A 17,858-nucleotide genomic window follows, 5' to 3' on the forward strand; every position below is an offset into this window, starting at 1 on the left:
GAGCCTCCAAGGGCTGCGCGCGAACCAACATATGGGTGAAACGCTCCGGCTGCTGCGCCAAGGCAGCTATCCCAGACAGCATGCGCGGCGTCGATAGGACGCTGATAACAGGACGGTCGCGCCCACCCTATCCCGGCCAAATGGCTTCCAAAGCCAGCACGCTACGCGCCGGTCTTTGTCCTGATCGAAGCGCCAGATACGTCGGCTAGCCCGTCATAGCGCTCCTTCATCACGGTCAGATGCGGCGAAGTCGGAAGCTTTGGCATTCGGCCAATTTATACCGTCGGGCTCTGCCGGATCACAGCTCCACTAATCGAGGCCGTAAGTTTTTTTGTGGTTGCCGCTTCCAGCTCACGCGAACATGTTGAGCCCATGTTTGCTCGTCCGCGGATAGAACAAAAACCGGGCAGAGCGAGGGGATCCAATTTTGAAACTTTTCGCACGCGACCACCGGCTGCTGGGTGAGGTCCGCGCGTCCTCGCTCGCCTGCGCCATAACCGCAGCTTCGGGCCCCGCAGGCAACGGGCGGACGGACCGAAGAAGTAGGGACATAACGACGAAGATGTTCGGGGCTTGCGATGCGCGCTTGCAAAAATCCAGACGCATGCGGGTGCCCGATAGTTTGAAGCTAATGGGAGGACCAGTATGAGCAAATGGGAAAAAACCGCGGCGGGGCTGCTGACCCGCCGCCAGTTCAACTTTGGAGTCGGCGCCCTTGCGATTCTGGCGGGGACAGGCTTGGGCGTCGGCCGGCCTGCGGCCCAGGAGCCCAAGAAAGGGGGCCGCCTTCGCGTCGCGCTGCCTGATGCCTCCGCAGCCGACACGATCGACCCTCACAAGCAGGTCACGCTAACGGATCTTTCCCGATGCTCCATCCTCTATGAAAAGCTTGCCGACTTCGACACCGATGGCAAGCTGCAGCCTTATCTGGCCGAAAGCTGGGAGGCTTCACCAGACGCCAAGGTGTGGCACATCAAGCTCCGTTCCGGCGTTGAATTCCACAATGGCAAGACGATGAGCTCGGCAGACGTCGTCTACTCGCTCAATCGCGTGCTGGACGAAAAGACTGCCTCGCCTGCCCGATCACAACTTGCCAGCATCGAAAGCGTCAAGACGGATGGCGATCTCGGGATAACGATCACGCTGAAGGCTGCCAATGCGGAGTTGCCGTATCTGCTTGCAGTACGCGCTCTCGGCATCGTTCCCGACGGAGCCAGTGACTTTCCCAAGGACGCTATCGGCACCGGTGCGTGGAAGGTTGCGGACTACCAACCCGGCATCAGCGCGGTGTTCACACGTCACGACAACTACCGGATCAATGGGCAGCCCTATCTTGACGAGATCGAGACCTTTGGCGTCCCGGACACCACCACTCGCCTCAACGCGCTGTTGTCGGGCGAAGTCGACGTCATTCAGCGTCTAGATCCCCGCGTCGCCAACAAGATCAAGGCTGACGCATCCGCGCAGGTGCTCTCTGTCGCCGGCACGGCGCATATCAGCTGCCCGATGCGCCAGAACGTCGAGCCCTACAGCAACAAGGATGTCGTGATCGCGCTGAAGCATTCGTTCGATCGACAGCGCTACATACAGCAAGCCTTCGACGGGTATGGCACTGTTGGTCGCGACAACCCGGTTTTCCCGTCCGATCCGGCCTTCGACGATACCATCCCGGTGCCGCAGCACGATCCGGACAAGGTGAGGTTCCACCTGAAGAAGGCGGGGCATGAAAACACCACTTTCGAGATGTCGGCAGCCGACGTCATGCAGGGTGGCATCAATGCCGCGGTCGTGCTGACGGAACTGATGCGCGAGACTGGGGTCAACGTCACCCTGCGGCGCGTACCGTCCGATGGGTTCTGGCAGTCGGTGTGGCTAAAGGCACCGTGGTGCGGATCGTCCTGGAGCGGACGGCCAACGGCGCTGACGATGATGGAAGCCGCCTATGAGTCCAACGCTGCATTCAACGAGACCGCCTGGAACAACCCGACCTTCGACAAGCTGCTTGTCGACGCACGGGCGCAGGTCGATGAGGTCAAGCGCACTGAAATGATCAAGGAGGCGCAGCGTATGATCACTGACGATTGCTCCACCATTATCCCGGTGTTCGTGCCCTTCCTCGACGCCGTCGCAAACAACGTGAAAAACTTCAAGGGTCACCCGCGCGGCCCAATTGGCGCCGGCCATTGGCAGGAAGTGTGGCTTGATAGCTGACGAGGCGGCGGTGTTTTCGACCGGCCGGACGATCTGAAGTCCGGCCGGCCCCTAAGGAGCGCATGATTTGTTGTTGTTGATTCTGCGGCGGCTCCTGTTCGGCCTGCTGACACTTTTTGGAACATCGTTGCTGGTGTTCGGCGCAACCCAGCTCCTGCCGGGAGACGTTGCTGAAGCCGTTCTGGGCCAGGAAGCGACCCCCGCCCTGGTCGAAGCATTCCGCAAGGAAGCTGGCCTCGACCGTCCGCTCGTTGATCGCTACGTGGAGTGGGTGGCAGGTTTTGCCACCGGCGATCTCGGCACTTCGCTCACCAATCGGACCGACGTAGCCCAGTCGCTACTGCCACGGCTCAAGAACTCACTGTTTCTTGCGATTTACGCGCTTGGCGTGGCAGTGCCAGTTGCCACTTTGCTCGCATTGCTCAGCGCAGCCTATCCGGGACGACTTCTGGATCGTATTGCCGGCTCTACTTCGGTCTTCCTCACCGCCCTTCCCGACTTCGTCATCGCTCTGGTCCTGGTGACCGTCATGGCGGTGAAGATAAAACTGTTTCCTTCGGTCGTGCCACGTCCCGACTGGTACCACCTGTCGCAGGGCTTGCAGCAGACTTTCCTGCCAATGCTCACGCTTGTCTGTGCGCTGTTGGCGCATATGGTGCGGATGGGACGCGCTGCGCTGGTCGACGTGCTGGGCACAAGCTACATCGAGATGGCTCTGCTCAAGGGGGCGCAGAAATGGCGCATCCTCCTTAGCCATGCGATCCCAAATGCCATTGGCCCACTCTTCAGCGTCCTTGCATTGAGCATCGGCTATCTCGTCAGCGGGGTCGTGGTCGTCGAGGTGGTGTTCTCCTATCCGGGCATGGGTCGATATCTGGTCGATGCAATCTTTTATCGCGATATGCCGGTCATCCAGAGCGCGGTCATGATCTTCTGTGCCGTTTACATACTGGCTAACGTACTGGCCGACATCAGCCTTATCGCCTTCAATCCAAAGATCCGTTTCCGGAGGTAAGATGACCACGGTCATCCATGTCCAGACCCGCACCCGCGCTCCGATATCGCTTTGGGTGGGCTTTGCAATCATTTCGGTTGCGCTGCTCGTTGCGATCCTTGCGCCCTTGATCGCCCCTTACGCTCAGTCGGCAATAGTTGGTAGTCCATACGAGTCGCCCGGATCACATCTTTTGGGCACAGACCTCGTCGGTCGCGATCTCCTCAGTCGCCTCATATACGGCACGCGCCTAACAATCATCGTCAGCTTGGCCGCGACGTCCATCGGCTTTGTCATCGGCGTCGCAATAGGTTTCGTCGCGGCTGAACTACGTGGCGGGGTCGAAACCGCCATCATATGGTTCATCGATACGCTGCTGTCTTTCCCTCCCTTGCTTCTTGGTCTGGTCATCATTGCCGCCCTTGGCGCTGACTTGACGCTTCTGATCGTGACGATCGCCATCGTCCATGTACCGCGGGTCGCCCGCATCGCGCGTTCGATCGCCGCCAATGTGGCCAGCATGCAGTTCGTGGACGCCGCGCGAGCGCGCGGTGAAGGGCTCATCTCGATCGTTTGGCGCGAGATACTGCCAAACACCCTGCGGCCGCTGGCGGTCGAATTTGGCTTGCGCTTCAGCTACGCGGTGCTCTACGCGAGCAGCCTCAGCTTTCTGGGTCTCGGAATTCAGCCGCCCGATGCCGACTGGGGCTCCATGGTTCGTGAGAACATGAACGCCCTGCAGGTGGGCGTCGTGATGCCGATCCTTGCCCCGGCACTTTGCATCGGCATCCTGGCCGTCGGCGTCAACCTCGTCGCCGACCGGTTCGCCGGCGAGCACAGCCGAAAGCTTCCGGAAGAACTGCGTTGATGGCAAATCTTCTCGACATACATGAGCTTGTGGTTACCGCCATCCTGCCTAGCGGTGATACCAGGCAAACCGTGCGCGGGGTCAACGTGCATGTCGCTCCAGGCGAGGTGGTCGCCCTCATCGGCGAGTCCGGTGCTGGCAAGAGCACCATCGCGCTGGCCGCGCTCGGCTATGCTCGTCCGGGAACCCATTTCACGGGTGGGTCGGTTCTTCTGGACGGCGAGGAATTGCTTGCAATGTCGGTCAGTCAGCGCGCCAGGCTGCGCGGCATGAAAGTCGCCTATGTCGCGCAGAGCGCGGCCGCGTCGCTCAATCCCGCCATCCCAATTGGCCGCCAGATCGGTGAAGGATTGCAGATCCACCGGCTGGCGTCGAGCGGGCTGCCAGCCGGGCGTGTCAACAAGTTGTTGGAGCAACTCAGCTTCCCGCGCCCCGACATAATCTCAAAACGCTATCCGCAACAGCTCAGCGGTGGCCAGCAGCAACGCGCCATGACCGCGATGGCAATGGTTTGCGAGCCCAAACTGCTTGTGCTGGACGAGCCGACCACGGCGCTTGACGTCACGACCCAGATAGAGGTCCTACTTGCGATCAAGGAAGCGATCCGGCGCACCGGATCCGCCGCTATCTACGTTAGTCACGATCTTGCCGTCGTTGCCCAGATTGCCGATCGCATCATCGTCCTGCGTGATGGCGAAATCGTCGAGCAGGGAAATGCAGCGGCAGTTCTCAATTGTCCGAGACAAGAGTATACACAAACATTGCTTGCTGCGGTCAAGCTCAGGCCCGCCGCACTGGCAACCGGAGCCGCAGAGCCACTTACGCCTGTCTCGGTTGGAATCCCGCTCATCGCCGCATCTGGCATTCGCGCCTCCTACTCACAACCCACCTTCAGTTTGGCGCCGAAAGCCCCTCCGCTCGTCCTTCACGGCGTCGGCGTCTCCGTCTATCGGGCAGAGACTTTGGCGCTAGTGGGTGAATCTGGCAGCGGCAAGACCACCTTGCTGCGAGCGTTGGCTGGCCTCCACCGGCCGTCGGAAGGAACATTGGAGATTGGCGGCACGCGGGTGTTCTGGCCGGTGTCGAAGCGCAGCAAGGATCAACTGCGACAGGTACAAATCGTCTTCCAATCGCCGGAGGAAACGCTGAATCCCCGTACGCGGGTAAGCCACATCATCGGCCGACCGCTGCAGTTCTATTTCGGCATGGGAGCAGCGGCGCGGCGGGAGCGTGTAGCCGAATTGCTGGAAGGCGTCGGGCTGGCGGCGGACTATGCGCAACGCTTCCAGAACGAGTTGTCAGGCGGTCAGCGACAAAGAGTTGCTATCGCCCGTGCCCTGGCCGCGCGGCCAAGCTTGGTACTGTGTGACGAGATACTTTCGGCACTCGACACCCTTGTTGCGCAGCGCATCCTCGACTTGCTCAAAAAGATCAAGGACCGGCAAGGGACATCATTCCTGTTCGTATCTCACGATCTAGGCACTGTGGCCCGCATCGCAGATCGCGTCGCCGTCATGCAGGCGGGGCTGATCGTAGAGGAAGGGACCACTGCCGAGGTGTTCGACACCCCACACCATCCCTACACACAGCGTTTGCTGCGGGCGATACCAGAACTGCGACAGGGCTGGCTAGAGGAAGTCGCCGACGACCCGCGGGTGCGAGCTTCGATCGATCGCAACGCGCTTGGTGTGGAGGTGGATTCCTCGCCCAACTAATTCTTCCCGACGCCAGCGTTGTCTCATCCTGCAGCTTCCCAGTCGGATTGCATCAACTTGCAACCAGGTGGAGGCTGCATTATGCCCAGCTTGGAGAAGGCTGACCTCGGGAGGATGCCGGCGGCTTTCACGGGCTCGCGGGGGATTCTGATCAGTGCGCAAGAAGCTTCCGACCGCTTCCTGGCTGTGCGCTTTCGAGGCCACCGCGCGTCATTGCAGCATGACGCGCGCAGCAGATGAGTTGAATATCAGCCACTCAGCGGTCAGCCAGCAGATAAAGAGCCTCGAGCAATATCTTGGCGCCAACCTGTTCAGCCGCACACCGAAGGGAATTGTACTCAGCGAGAGCGGACGGTACTACATGCCGCTGGTCGCCGAGGCCATAACGCTTCTGCATCGCGGGACCATGACCTTTCTGGCGAGCGGCCGGCGGATAAAGCTCAACGTCGCCGCCAATTTTTCCTTCGCTCTGTTATGGCTGATCCCGAAGCTAAAGGGTTTCAGGCAAACGCATCCCAACGTCGACGTTTCAATTTCTTCAATGCTGTGGCCGCACGAATTCGACGGAAGCGACGCGCAGATCAAGATCCGCTACGGTCGAGGACGATGGTCAGACGGGGCGTACCACAAGCTCACCGACGATCGGCTCTTTCCTGTGTGTGCGCCAGGGGTGGCGCAAAGCATAGGCAAGATCGAAGACCTGTTCTCGCAAACGTTGATCGATGTCACGGGAACCCCCAGTACCTGGGATACATGGCTAGCAGCCATGGGATTGGCCGACGCACCGCCTGCCGTGGGTCAAGTCCAGGTCAATAACTTCTCGTCGAGCATGGAACTCGCCAAACGAGGCCACGGCATTGCATTAGGACATGAGACCGTGGCGCACGAAGCGCTTGCCAGTGGCTGTCTGGTCATTCCACTGCGCAGCGACGTCATCTCGCGGGAACAATACTATGCCAGCGTCAATCCAAACGACGGGTCCAAAAGGATCGTGATGGAGTTCATGACGTGGATGGGGGAAGAACTGAAGCTTCATCATGTGGCGAGCCAGAAGCACGCCGTTTCATCGCTACTCGGCCCCAATCTCCACGGTGTCGGATCGTAACGACGAGCGTGCTGTTGTCGTCGTTTCACTCGGGATCCAGGCTGGCGCAGCATCAACGCAATTGGCAGCGGCGAAAGAATTCGAGACGGCGCTAGCCTGAAGGCTTGCCCAGGCATTTGAGCTTGCAGCGAAATCGAGGCAGCCCGGGCAACATCGCTGGCGATCTCAATCCCGGTAGGATGGGTCAATGCGGTCGAGCCTGCGCTTCATCGCGTCGAAGTGCGCAAAGGCCTGGTCGTTGTAGCTGATCCAGTCGTCGGCCGTGCTGGCCGCCAGCGCATCCGGCATCTCGGCCAATGGTTGGCCCGAGCTATAGGCCAGGATAAGTGTCCTCGCGGCACGTTCGAGGTAGTAAAGGTGATGGAACGCCTCGGCCACCGTTCGCGCCGAGACGGTGACACCGTGATTGCCCATCATCAGGATTGGGAATTCACCCAGCCGCGTGGCAATGCGCTGGCCTTCGGATCTCTCGTCAGCCAAGCCGCCGAATTGGAGATCAAGGCCGATCAGGCCGAAGAATCGCGCGGTCGCCTGATCAATCGCTTTCAAGCGCGGATCCTTCAAGCTCGCCAACGCAGTGGCATAGGGCGGATGGCAATGCAGAACGACACGGGCGTGTAAAACCAGCCGGTGGATGTGGCCGTGGATGCTCCATGCACTTGGATCGGCCTTTTCACGGGCGAAGTCACCACCGATGTCAGTGGCGTCGAACAGGATCAGATCGCTGGCGCGGATCTCCGAGAAATGCTGCCACTTGCGGTTCATCAGGAACCGGGTGCCATCATCGGACACCGAAGCGCTAAAGTGGTTGCTAACCGACTCGTGCCAGTCAAATTCGACCGCCAGCCTGAATGCGGCGGCGAGGTCGATGCGCAACTGTCTGATGTCAGCATCGAGACCGAACTTGACGTCGACGTTCATGGAATGTGTTCCCTCAACCTAGCAGGGGGGCGGCTACGAATGACCGATCGGGGATAGCCGCATTTTGCAGCATCTAAGGCTGCCCCAGGCCTGCCGGATCGACAAAGCAATTGTGCTAACTTGCGGCGTTAGAAAATTTGGTATTCCGCGGCTGCCCGTTCCATCGGAGTGTCGGGCGCCCGTCTACGCGCCTGATGCGGGCCTCTCCCTGGAACTGGCTATTGCGCCGGCACCTACTGGACCGAACATGGATCAATCACCGCAGCATCAACTGCCGCCGCCCGCTGGTATTACAGAACGCGAATGCGCCATCGCTGCGGTGGATAGCTGGGCGATCGCTGCGCCGGAATACCTAACCGGAGCCTGGGTGATCGTGCGCATCCGTACCCGTGGAGGCGTCGAGGGCTTTGGCGAGTGTTACGTTCCCGACCGCGCCGGTCGGGCCATTCTGGCTGGGAAGTCAATTATCGATACCACGTTCCGTGACGCCATCCTTGGAGAACCGGCTCTCGACCTGACGCGCCTTTGGCACAAGATCTACGATCTCTGCAAACGCATGTACGACCGCCGAGGCATCGCAATTCACGCCCTCAGCGGAATCGACATTGCGCTTCACGATGCCGCGGCCCGGACGCTCGGTATACCGGTGTACCAGCTCCTTGGTGGGCGAACCCGCTCGAGCATACAGCTCTATGCCAGTTGCATCCATATCGACGTCAATCGGTTCGACGTCAGCCTGGCGGACGCATGCCATTATTCCGCGCTTGGCTATCGCGTCATCAAATTCTGGGGTTGGCCGGATTTTGGCCAGGACGAGGCCGGTGATGTTCAACGGCTGCGCGACCTGCAGGACGCCGTCGGCCAAAATGTTCGCCTGATGCTCGACCTTGGCCGTCCCGGATCAATGCCGGAAGCGCAGCGCTTGGTGAGGATGATCGGGCGCTCGGGCGTGGACCTGCTTGGCTGGGAGGAGCCATTCAGCTCCGTCGACCAGCGACAAAATCTGATCGATCTGGCCGCGACCTCGTCAGTTCCTATCGCAACGGGCGAAGCCGAGAAGACCACCCAGGCTTTGCGCGATCTGATCCACACGCGGCGCTTCGCCGCCATACAGCCGGATCTTTCACTTGTGGGAGGACTGACCGAAGGTCGACGCATCGCAGAACTGGCATGTCTCGACGCCACCTGTCTTGCCCCGCACAACTGGGGCACGATTGTGAACTTTGCCGCCAGTCTGCATCTCCTGAGCGCAGCGCCGGGTACGGCCATCTGCGAACATCCAATCAGCGGCCGCGTACCGACAGGAGATCGACATTTGCCCAGCCCGGTGATGACCGACATTGCCGGGCACGGTTTCGAGGTCATCAATGGCACAGCCACCCTGCCCGCAGACACTGTCGGGCTCGGCCTGGAGGTCGATGCCGCAGTGCTCGACCGCCTCTCCATCTGACATTCAGCCCCTGGGGGAACTCACTTGGCCGACACGACCGACGACAGGCACGTCTGTTTCGACGCGCTGCAATACAGCAACTGGTTTGGCGTCGCCGAGACCGATGCAATTTCCTATCATCCCGACCGCGATCTCATCGAGCAGTGGAGGCGCGGAAAGGTCGACGCTGTCCACGTCACAGTCACACTGTGGAGTGACGCCCGCGCCACCATGAACAGTGTCATGCGCTGGCATCGCCTGTTCCGCGAGCATTCCGGTCTCGTCCTGCACGCTACGAGTGCGGCAGACATTGACCTGGCTCGCAAAAGCGACCGAACCGCAGTGTTCCTCGGGTTTCAAAACACCAGCCCGTTCGAGGACGATCTGGCTATGATTGAAGCCTTCCACCGGCTGGGCGTGCGCTGCGCGCAACTGACCTACAACATCCAGAACTACGTAGGTTCGTCCTGCTATGAGCCAGTGGACACGGGCCTATCCCGGTTCGGCCGCTTGGTTCTTAGAGAGATGAACCGCGTCGGCATGCTTATCGACGTGTCCCATTGCGGACACCGCACCACGCTTGACGCAGTGGAGCATTCCAAGGCGCCCATCGCGTTGACGCACGCCAACCCGCTTTCCTTCGTAAAGCATCCGCGCGCCAAGTCCGACGAGGTCATCAAAGCCGTGACCGGCCGCGGCGGCGTCATCGGCGTCAATGCGTACGCACCGTTGCTCGGCGGAACCCATGTGACGCTTCAGGACTGGGCCGGCATGGTCGCCCGGCTTGTCGACATGGTGGGAATTGCCCATGTGGCGATAGGCACGGACACGTCTTTGCGCTGGCAGGACGCCGACCTGTTGTCGATGAACGTGGCGCGCTGGAGCCACGAGGCCAATTGGGGATCGAACATCGGCAACAAGCAAGGCTGGTCCGAGCCGCTGAGCTGGTACCAGACGTCCGAGCATTTCCCGACGCTCGTGGCGGGCCTTGAGAAGCACGGTTTTGGTGCGTCTGACGTGGCCGCAATCGTCGGAGGCAACTGGAAGCGCCTTTTCGGCGAAGTGATCGGTTAAGTCGCCGCGGAGACAACTCAGATATCGGAACATATCGTCTTGGCGAAATCGCGACTTTTTACTCCCATCTCGCTGCGTGGCTTCACCAGTCGCAACCGCATCATGGTCTCGCCCATGTGCCAGTATGCGGCAACGGACGGCTTCGCCAACGATTACCACCTGGTGCATCTCGGGCGATTGGCGCTCGGCGGCGCCGGCATCGTCGTGGTCGAGGCAACAGCCGTTGAGGCAAGAGGGCGCATCTCTCACGGCGATCTCGGCTTGTGGAGTGACGAGCATACAGAGCCATTGCGCCGCATTGCCAGTTTCATTTCCGAACACGGCGCTGTGCCGGCAATCCAGCTCGCCCACGCCGGCCGCAAGGGAAGCACGCAGAAACCCTGGCGCGGAAATGGCCCACTGACCGAACACGACCGTGAGTATGGCGAGCCGGCGTGGCCATTGATCGGTCCAAGCGCCGTCAGCGCCGGCCCGGGCTGGCCAGAACCTGTCGAGCTCAACGAAGCGGACCTGACTGGTGTTGTACAGTGTTGGTCGGTGGCTGCGCGCCGCGCCGCGGAGGCCGGTTTCCGTATCATCGATATCCATGGCGCGCATGGCTATTTGCTGCATAGCTTTCTCTCACCGATTGCCAACAGGCGAACTGACCGCTACGGCGCCAGTTTCGAAAACCGTATTCGCTTCCCGCTTGAGGTCGTTAAGGCCATGCGCTCGGTAATGCCGCAGGATTGCGGTTTGTTTTATCGGCTGTCGGTTGTCGACGGCATCGATGGCGGCTGGACGATTGAGGACTCGGTGGCTTTTTCGCGCGTTCTGTTTGCGCACGGCGTGGACCTGATCGACTGCTCATCGGGCGGCGTTACGTCCGACCGCGCGCGCGATGTCCGCATTCACCGCGACTTCGGCTACCACGTACCCTTCGCCCGTCGCATCAAGCGTGCGGCCGAAGGTTCCGTCAGTGTTGTGGGCTTCATTGTCGACGCGCACCAAGCGGAGGTAATACTTCAGTCGGACGCCGCGGATATCGTCGCTGTGGGACGTGAATTCCTGCAAGACGCCAACTGGGCGCTCCATGCTCAACACGCGCTTGAAGGACGGAGCTTCGAGGACTGGCCCAAGGAATCGGGTTGGTGGTTGGCACGGCGAGAGCCACAGCTGCGCGAGATGGGGAACGCAGGAAGCTCGCCAGCTCGGCCCAATTGGGTCGTGCCTGAACGGCATTCCGGAGGAAGTGCATGAAAGAGGAAAGCTCAGCAATGTTCACGATTTCTGAAATGAAGGACCAACTTGAGCGCGAGAAGAACATCACTCGCTCAAGCCCACCGAAGCCGCCGTCGAATCCCTTCTTCGGAGTAGGCCCTATCACCGACGCGACAATCGATGAGCTTGCGGGGAGAATTCGTCGCATCGAATTCGATGCATGGTTGGAAGCCAACTACCGCAAGCTCGATGACAAGGGCAACGACCTCGGTCCATTCACGACGGCCGAGATCGGTCGCAGCATGCATCGGGGTTATCCCGCCGACAAGATTTTGGCGGACATGATGGGGTCCATCCATCAGTACTTCGAATTTCCCAAACAGAATTTGATGGCCGTTGGCCTCGGTGGCGGGCACAGCGGCTTCACGGTCGCGGTCATGCACCTGATGAACCCGAACGGCGCAAATCAGCGAGTTTACGTGGACACGACAAAGCCGGAAGCTTCTGAGTCGGATGGCGCCGGCTTCTTCAGAGAATCCTGGGCCACAGCTTCTCGAACTTCAGAAGTTTGCGCAAAAAGGCAGCACCGACAGGCTTCAGTTCGCGACCGTCGAGGGATCCATTCCCCCTAGCGAACTTGAGGCGCTTGGGACAACGCTGTTTCTCGGGGTTGGACACGAGACCACCGTCGCAAACACCTACAGCCGATCGGAGATTGAAGAGCTTTTAGCGTGGTTGAACCGGGATCCCGACAATCGCGCCACCCAGTTAACCTCCTTCTCCGCCTGCAGACGACGAAGCGCGTTGAGAGCCGGACCTGAAGTTGGCGGAAGGACACCCGTGTCCTTCATATGGTCGAACCAGAGGCGGCCGTCGGGCATTTCAAGACTGCCCGCGCCGATGATGAAGATCGCGCGTGGCAATTCAGCACGTTTGACCGCTGCGAGAACGTCTCGACAGCGTTAGTGGTCCATTGCAACGCGACGAGAAGTGTCTCCGAGCCACGGATGATTTCGGCAAGCTGTTGCGATTGACGCGTATCGCCAGCAACCGTCTTAAGTCCGTCCCGGGAGCGAATCTTTGTGGGATCGCGCGCCACTACCGTCACGTCGTGCTTGCGTGCGAGCGCCTCCGTCAGAATTCGTGACCCGACATTCCCGGTGGCGCCGATAATTGTAAGCTTCAAAACTGTACTCCTCCGCTTGACGGCTGAATGTGACAGGCCCCGCCCTTGCTAGGTGATCCCTCTCGATGTGCAGCATAGCAGGCATCCCGGTCCTAGCCGTTACCTCGTGGGTGACAGCCAGAGATCGGACTGGGTCATGAAGGTGGGTAGAAGAGCGCGTTCGCCGTCAACAGGGTGGCCGCTCCCAAGGTTATGAAGATAAGGGCTTCAAAACCAGCCTGCCAAGAAGGTCCATCGTCAGTTCTGAAGTTGCCACGCGCTGTACCCGTAGATCAGGCGGACAGCAGCTCCCCAGGCGTCCCGAATAGGTGCATGTACCTACTGAAGAGTTCGTTCTGGCTGCAGATGCCGAGCTTGGCGTAGGCGCGCTTGCGATGGGTCGCCACGGTATTCAGGGAAATCCCGTAGTGTAAGCTGATGGCTAACGTCGAATAGCCGAGCGCAATCCGTGAGCAAACCTCCGCTTCGCGGACGCTGAGGCGCTGCGGGCCTCCCAACAGCACGTCCCGGAGGTACCCAATCGCATTGTCCCGTTGGACCTGAGACGAGAAATCGATCGCGGTCCCGCATGCGCGCGTGCGATCTTTGCCCGCCACCAACTCTTCATGTCGGTGGATCGTTTTCAGGATCAGACCCGACAGCGCTTCGAAAGTCCTGACGTCGTGGCAGTCGAAGTCGTCGTCGCGTGAACGGCGGGCCAGCGTCATCAGGTAGTGCGTGTCGTTTACTCTGGCCATCAGTCCGAGTTCGCGACAGATCGACGGGTTTTCATAGTAACGCCGGCGATATGAATCGTCATTGATTTCGCGAGGTTTTAGAACGTAGGTGAGCCGAGTGCGCGCTTGGTTGTACCGACGGATGTTCTGGTCGACGAGATAATCTCCTCCGACCCACCGCTCCGCAAGTTGTACGGCTATCTGCTTGGCGGCAGGGTTATCAGCTTCGATTACGACCCGATTGGGCATCCTCGAAGGCGGAAACGCGAACACCGTACATTCTTCGATCGCGAATAGATCGTGAAACAGCCTGTAAAATTGCAAGCCAAATTGATCGGAACCCACCGTTGACACAAGGTCTCCGGCCTTGTCGAATTCGCTTATAACGTCCAAATTCCTCACTCCCAATGCGGCCACTCCCTTGGCCCCATATGATCGAAATCCGAACGTTACAGTTCGATATCCGGTCTGTCAACGGATTTCGCAAATATCGATCTGTACGCGTTTGGACAACTCATTGAAGGGTGGTGTTCGGAACGCCAAAACGCCGCCCGCCTATCGCAGACAGCGTTTCAGTTGGGAGGTATTTTTGGCGTCAGTCGGACAGCTTCATTTCGATCGGAAGGTCCAGCAGGTGCTTGCCCGAAAGTTCCAGGTGGATTTCGCGATAGTAAAAATGACGGATACCGCTCGACAGGTCGCGCCAGATGCGATCCCAAGCTCCGCTTTTCAACGTAGAAGTGGCACCAACGATGTCAAGAGCGATATTCGCGGCTTCGAGGCAGAGCTTTGCAGCGATGACGGGCGCGCTTTGGAGGTCGGCGTGCTGCTGGGACGAGAGCGGCTCGCCAGCAAGAAGCGAGTCAGTAATGTCACTGGCCGTAGTAAGAGCATAGGCGCGGGACGCACGGTAAAGGGAGTCCGCCTTTGCCATCTGAATCTGGATGAATTGGGATTCGGCGGCGCTTGCACCCCATTTGCTCTTGGCCTTGCTCAGGTGCTCCTTCAATAGCTCGACAGCATGCCAGGTGATGCCGAGGATAACGCCGACCTGGTTGCCCGTAAGGGTGCCGTAGTAGCGGCTGAGCGGCGGGAGCTCTTGCGAGCCATAAAACTGCTGCGCATACTTGTAGCTGTGCGATCGGGGCACAACGATATTCTCGATCGAATAGTCACAGCTGCCTGTAGCGGCCAGCCCGGTCGTATGCCACGTGTCGTGACGGGTCACGTTGTTGTTAGGGAACCATGCAACGCGCAGATCAGGTTCTCCGTTCTCGTCGTTTTGCTGCACGCCATCCTTGTGGACACGGAAACGTCCCAGGATAACGTCCGCGTCGCGGTTGCCAGTTCCGAACCGCCAACGGCCGCTCAGCTTGAAATTTTCGCCATCGATTTCCGCGACACCAGGCGGGTTGAACGAACCAGCCGTGGACATATCCAGGTCGGGGTATACCAACTTGGCGACCTCAGGGTCGAGCTGACCTGCATAAAGGCCGCTGTCGGCCATAATGTTAACGGCGAAGCCCACCGAGCCGTCGTAATAAGAGAGCAGCTCGAGGATGCGGATCTGATCATCGATCCGGATTTCCGGACCGCCCCAGACCTTAGGGAACCCCATGCTGTAGACGCCAGTTTCCGCGACGGCCTTCTTGACGTCCTCCGTGAAATGTTGGCGCCCCTCCATCTCGTCAGCCCGCTCGCGGATGAGCGGACCGATCTTGCGGATGTTGTCGAGGATCTGTTCGGCGGTAAGGGACGTTTTGCCGTCCCACCGGGTCGTGGTGGATTGGGAAGTCATGCTGGTTTGCCCTCTGTTCTCAGGTGTTGGGGATACGGCGACGAAGCGCCGAAATTCCGAGGTTCTCGAGGAAAGCCAACTTGTTCCAGGAGGCCTGCTCCTCGACGATCTTGCCGTCGCGGAAACGGCTGATTGTGATGCCCTCAGCCGTGACGGATCGTCCGGTTGGCGGCGCGCCCTGGTACTGGCCCAAGTGCCTGGCGGTAGCTGTCCAACGGTAGACGACATAGTCACCCTCAGCGACCGTTACCTTGACGTCGGTGATGTGATCGGGGAACGCCGTATAGAGCTCCTGGAGCTGGCGGTACCAAGCATCGCGGTTCAGCTGACCGCTGTCGCCGTTTCGCACATAGGCGGGGTCGTAGTACTCGTCGAGCACGTTCCAGTCGAGGCCAGCCTCCAGCCGCCTCCACATCTCCTCGATCGCCTTGCGATTGCTTTCGATGGCGTTCATTTCGCTTTGCCCTCTTCCAGCTCGACGAGTTTGCCGCCGTCATGGAAGCTCCCATTGAAATAGACCAGCGGGGGAGCGTCCTGCCGGACCCCCGCGTGAAGGACACGCCCGATGAAGATCGTGTGGGTGTGCGCGAGGATGCGTTGCTCGACTTCCATTTCGAAGAAGCCCGACGACTTATCGAGCACGGGCGTGCCGAACTTGCCCTTGTGCCAATCTACACCGCGGAACTTGTCCTCTCCGGGCGCTCCGAACTGGCGGAGAACGCCCGCCTGTTCCGCGGACACGATATTCACGCCCAGGCGTTCCTGCGAGTAAAACCGCGCGTGGTTGGACGACGTGAAAGACACGAGGACCATGATGGTCGGCGGATCCAGCGACACGCTGCAAAATGCGCTTACCGCCAAACCGTGCGGTGTCTCGCCATCAAGCGCGGTTACAATGGTGACGCCCGACGCATAAACACGGTGCACGCTTCGGACGATCTCGCTGAGAGACTGTTCTCTCGTATCGGCGTTGACTGCTGTCATGCCAATATCCTCCCGATTACCTGATATTGAATGCCCGCCGCTTAGCTTCGGATGAGAACCGACTTGGTTTCCAGGAACCCGTCGATGGCTTCCTCACCGAGATCGCGGCCGTAGCCTGATGCCTTACGACCGCCCTCCGGAAGTGCGGGGTACGGGATTGGATCGCTATTCACCGCGACCTTCCCGGTTTTTATCCGCTTCACGAAACGCATCGCCTTGGACAGGTCCTGCGTCCATACGCAGGCGGCAAGGCCATAGACGCTGTCGTTGGCGAGGCTTACGCCCTCGTCGAACTCGTCGAAACCGATGACGGTGAGAACCGGACCAAAGATCTCTTCTCGAGCAACCTTCATCGACTGCTTCGCATCGGTGATGACAGTCGGGCGAACGTAGAAACCCTCGGCATTGAGATTTCCAGATCCCGACGCAATCGACGCGCCTTCCGCCTCGGCGGACGCGATATACCCGGCGACCTTGTCCCTTTGTGCGGCGCTAACGACCGGGCCGATCTGCGTGGTTTCCAAAAGTCCCGGTCCGACCCTCAGCTTGTCCGCCAATTGCGCAAGTCTTTCGACGGTCTGTTCGAAGATTGAGCGCTGGACATAAAGGCGCGAGCCAGCGACGCAAATCTGGCCTGAATTCAGGAATATTCCGTTTGCGACCCCAGGAATCGCCTGGTCAAGGTTGGCGTCGTCGAACAGGACCTGTGGAGACTTGCCTCCAAGTTCCAGTGTAATCTTCTTGACGCCTTCGGCTGCCGCCTTCGCTATTCTGATACCCGTGCCCGTCGATCCCGTGAAGGTGATCTTCGAGACATCCGGATGACGCACGAGCGCCTCCCCGGCCTCTTGGCCATATCCAGTGACGACGTTGATGACGCCGTCGGGAATGCCAGCTTGGCGGCCAAGATCGGCAAGCACTAGAACCGAAAGACAGGCGTTCTCGGAAGGTTTGACGACGATCGTGCAGCCCGCCGCCAGCGCCGGCGCGATCTTCCACGCAGCCAGCATCAGTGGGACGTTCCAAGGGATAATCGCACCGATCACCCCGATGGGCTCGCGCACGGTGTAGCCGAAGAACTCAGCGTCGGGAATCGGAAGACCGATATCCACTGTTCGTCCGCTTATCTTCGTCGGCCAGCCGCTCATATAGCGGATCGAACCAAGCGTCCCCTGAACATTGAGGTTGGTAGCCATCCAGAGCGGCATCCCGACGTCGACCGTCTCGAGTTGCGCCAGCAGCATGGCATTCCCCTCGACGAGGTCCGCCCACTTCCGAATAAGCGCCTCGCGCTCGCCGGGTCCTTTGCTGGCCCAGATGCCGTCGAATGCAGCTTTCGCCGCGCCGACGGCTGCGTCAACATCTGCGGCAGTACCCGCGACAAGAGCCGAAATCTCCTGCCCCGAACTTGGATCCAGCACAGGGATTGATCTGCGAGCTCCGACCGTCACCCACTCCCCGCCGATCAACATACGCGCACCCTGATCCAGTACGCGCCTCGTTTCGTCGCTCAGCACAGTTAAATCGTTTTGAAGATTCCGCATGTCGACCCAGTCGATTTGTCGTTTCCGGCAATAATCGCGGATCGCGGCTCAATGCATATACCCTTCACAGGTGACCTTAGCGTGACGTGCCTGTAGCCCTACAAGGGGACACC

The 17,858-nt window shown here is 59.8% G+C and carries 15 protein-coding genes and 1 pseudogene; 9 read left to right on the forward strand and 7 right to left on the reverse strand.

What is annotated here, in order from left to right:
• The first annotated feature begins 645 nt into the window (after positions 1-645).
• The 5 genes from NKH21_RS27105 to NKH21_RS27125 all read left to right on the forward strand — a co-directional run bounded on the left by NKH21_RS27105 (position 646) and on the right by NKH21_RS27125 (position 6,893).
• Positions 646-2,211 carry an ABC transporter substrate-binding protein gene (locus tag NKH21_RS27105; protein ID WP_352868692.1) on the forward strand — a complete coding sequence of 522 codons (1,566 nt, stop codon included), beginning with the start codon at positions 646-648 and terminating at the stop codon, positions 2,209-2,211.
• A 67-nt stretch (positions 2,212-2,278) separates the two neighbouring features.
• On the forward strand, positions 2,279-3,226 hold the full coding sequence (locus tag NKH21_RS27110; RefSeq protein WP_352868695.1) for an ABC transporter permease: 948 nt from the start codon (positions 2,279-2,281) through the stop codon (positions 3,224-3,226).
• Between the two features lies 1 nt (position 3,227).
• Complete coding sequence (locus NKH21_RS27115; RefSeq protein ID WP_352868698.1) at positions 3,228-4,073, forward strand: ABC transporter permease; 846 nt, start codon at positions 3,228-3,230, stop codon at positions 4,071-4,073.
• Positions 4,073-5,788, forward strand: coding sequence for an ABC transporter ATP-binding protein (locus NKH21_RS27120; RefSeq protein WP_352868701.1), 1,716 nt, complete (start codon positions 4,073-4,075; stop codon positions 5,786-5,788). The genes NKH21_RS27115 and NKH21_RS27120 overlap by 1 nt, the downstream gene beginning before the upstream one ends.
• A gap of 154 nt (positions 5,789-5,942) precedes the next feature.
• Positions 5,943-6,893, forward strand: coding sequence for a LysR substrate-binding domain-containing protein (locus NKH21_RS27125; protein ID WP_352868704.1), 951 nt, complete (start codon positions 5,943-5,945; stop codon positions 6,891-6,893).
• A 165-nt stretch (positions 6,894-7,058) separates the two neighbouring features.
• Here NKH21_RS27125 and NKH21_RS27130 read toward each other — a convergent pair whose 3' ends face one another.
• Entirely contained in the window at positions 7,059-7,814 is a 756-nt protein-coding gene (locus NKH21_RS27130; RefSeq protein ID WP_352868706.1) for a class II aldolase/adducin family protein, read from the reverse strand.
• 247 nt (positions 7,815-8,061) lie between these two features.
• Between NKH21_RS27130 and NKH21_RS27135 the strand changes: the two genes are divergently transcribed.
• From NKH21_RS27135 to NKH21_RS27150, 4 genes and pseudogenes are all read left to right on the forward strand, one after another.
• Complete coding sequence (locus NKH21_RS27135; RefSeq protein ID WP_352868709.1) at positions 8,062-9,264, forward strand: mandelate racemase/muconate lactonizing enzyme family protein; 1,203 nt, start codon at positions 8,062-8,064, stop codon at positions 9,262-9,264.
• 24 nt (positions 9,265-9,288) lie between these two features.
• Positions 9,289-10,317 (forward strand): membrane dipeptidase, encoded by a 1,029-nt coding sequence (locus tag NKH21_RS27140; RefSeq protein WP_352868712.1) that lies wholly within the window; start codon positions 9,289-9,291, stop codon positions 10,315-10,317.
• Between the two features lie 39 nt (positions 10,318-10,356).
• The gene (locus NKH21_RS27145) at positions 10,357-11,556 is read left to right on the forward strand and encodes an NADH:flavin oxidoreductase/NADH oxidase (RefSeq protein ID WP_352868715.1); all 1,200 of its coding nucleotides are present in this window, start codon (positions 10,357-10,359) and stop codon (positions 11,554-11,556) included.
• Between the two features lie 17 nt (positions 11,557-11,573).
• Positions 11,574-12,276, forward strand: a pseudogene (locus tag NKH21_RS27150) (NAD(P)-dependent oxidoreductase); the annotation flags it as partial.
• Between the two features lie 88 nt (positions 12,277-12,364).
• On the opposite strand, the gene NKH21_RS27155 reads toward NKH21_RS27150, so the two are convergent.
• The 6 genes from NKH21_RS27155 to NKH21_RS27180 form a co-directional block, all read right to left on the reverse strand.
• On the reverse strand, positions 12,365-12,703 hold the full coding sequence (locus NKH21_RS27155; RefSeq protein ID WP_352868718.1) for an NAD(P)H-binding protein: 339 nt from the start codon (positions 12,701-12,703) through the stop codon (positions 12,365-12,367).
• 272 nt (positions 12,704-12,975) lie between these two features.
• Positions 12,976-13,812: a helix-turn-helix transcriptional regulator gene (locus NKH21_RS27160; protein ID WP_352868721.1), complete on the reverse strand. Its 837-nt coding sequence runs from the start codon at positions 13,810-13,812 to the stop codon at positions 12,976-12,978.
• 202 nt (positions 13,813-14,014) lie between these two features.
• The gene (locus tag NKH21_RS27165) at positions 14,015-15,217 is read right to left on the reverse strand and encodes an acyl-CoA dehydrogenase family protein (RefSeq protein WP_352868724.1); all 1,203 of its coding nucleotides are present in this window, start codon (positions 15,215-15,217) and stop codon (positions 14,015-14,017) included.
• 19 nt (positions 15,218-15,236) lie between these two features.
• Positions 15,237-15,671: an ester cyclase gene (locus NKH21_RS27170; RefSeq protein WP_352868726.1), complete on the reverse strand. Its 435-nt coding sequence runs from the start codon at positions 15,669-15,671 to the stop codon at positions 15,237-15,239.
• On the reverse strand, positions 15,668-16,201 hold the full coding sequence (locus NKH21_RS27175; protein WP_352868729.1) for a flavin reductase family protein: 534 nt from the start codon (positions 16,199-16,201) through the stop codon (positions 15,668-15,670). The genes NKH21_RS27170 and NKH21_RS27175 overlap by 4 nt, the downstream gene beginning before the upstream one ends.
• Positions 16,202-16,242: 41 nt before the next feature.
• Positions 16,243-17,718: an aldehyde dehydrogenase family protein gene (locus NKH21_RS27180; RefSeq protein WP_352868731.1), complete on the reverse strand. Its 1,476-nt coding sequence runs from the start codon at positions 17,716-17,718 to the stop codon at positions 16,243-16,245.
• Positions 17,719-17,858: the final 140 nt, after the last annotated feature.

Source organism: Mesorhizobium sp. M1329, from assembly GCF_040318035.1.
Classification (GTDB): domain Bacteria; phylum Pseudomonadota; class Alphaproteobacteria; order Rhizobiales; family Rhizobiaceae; genus Mesorhizobium.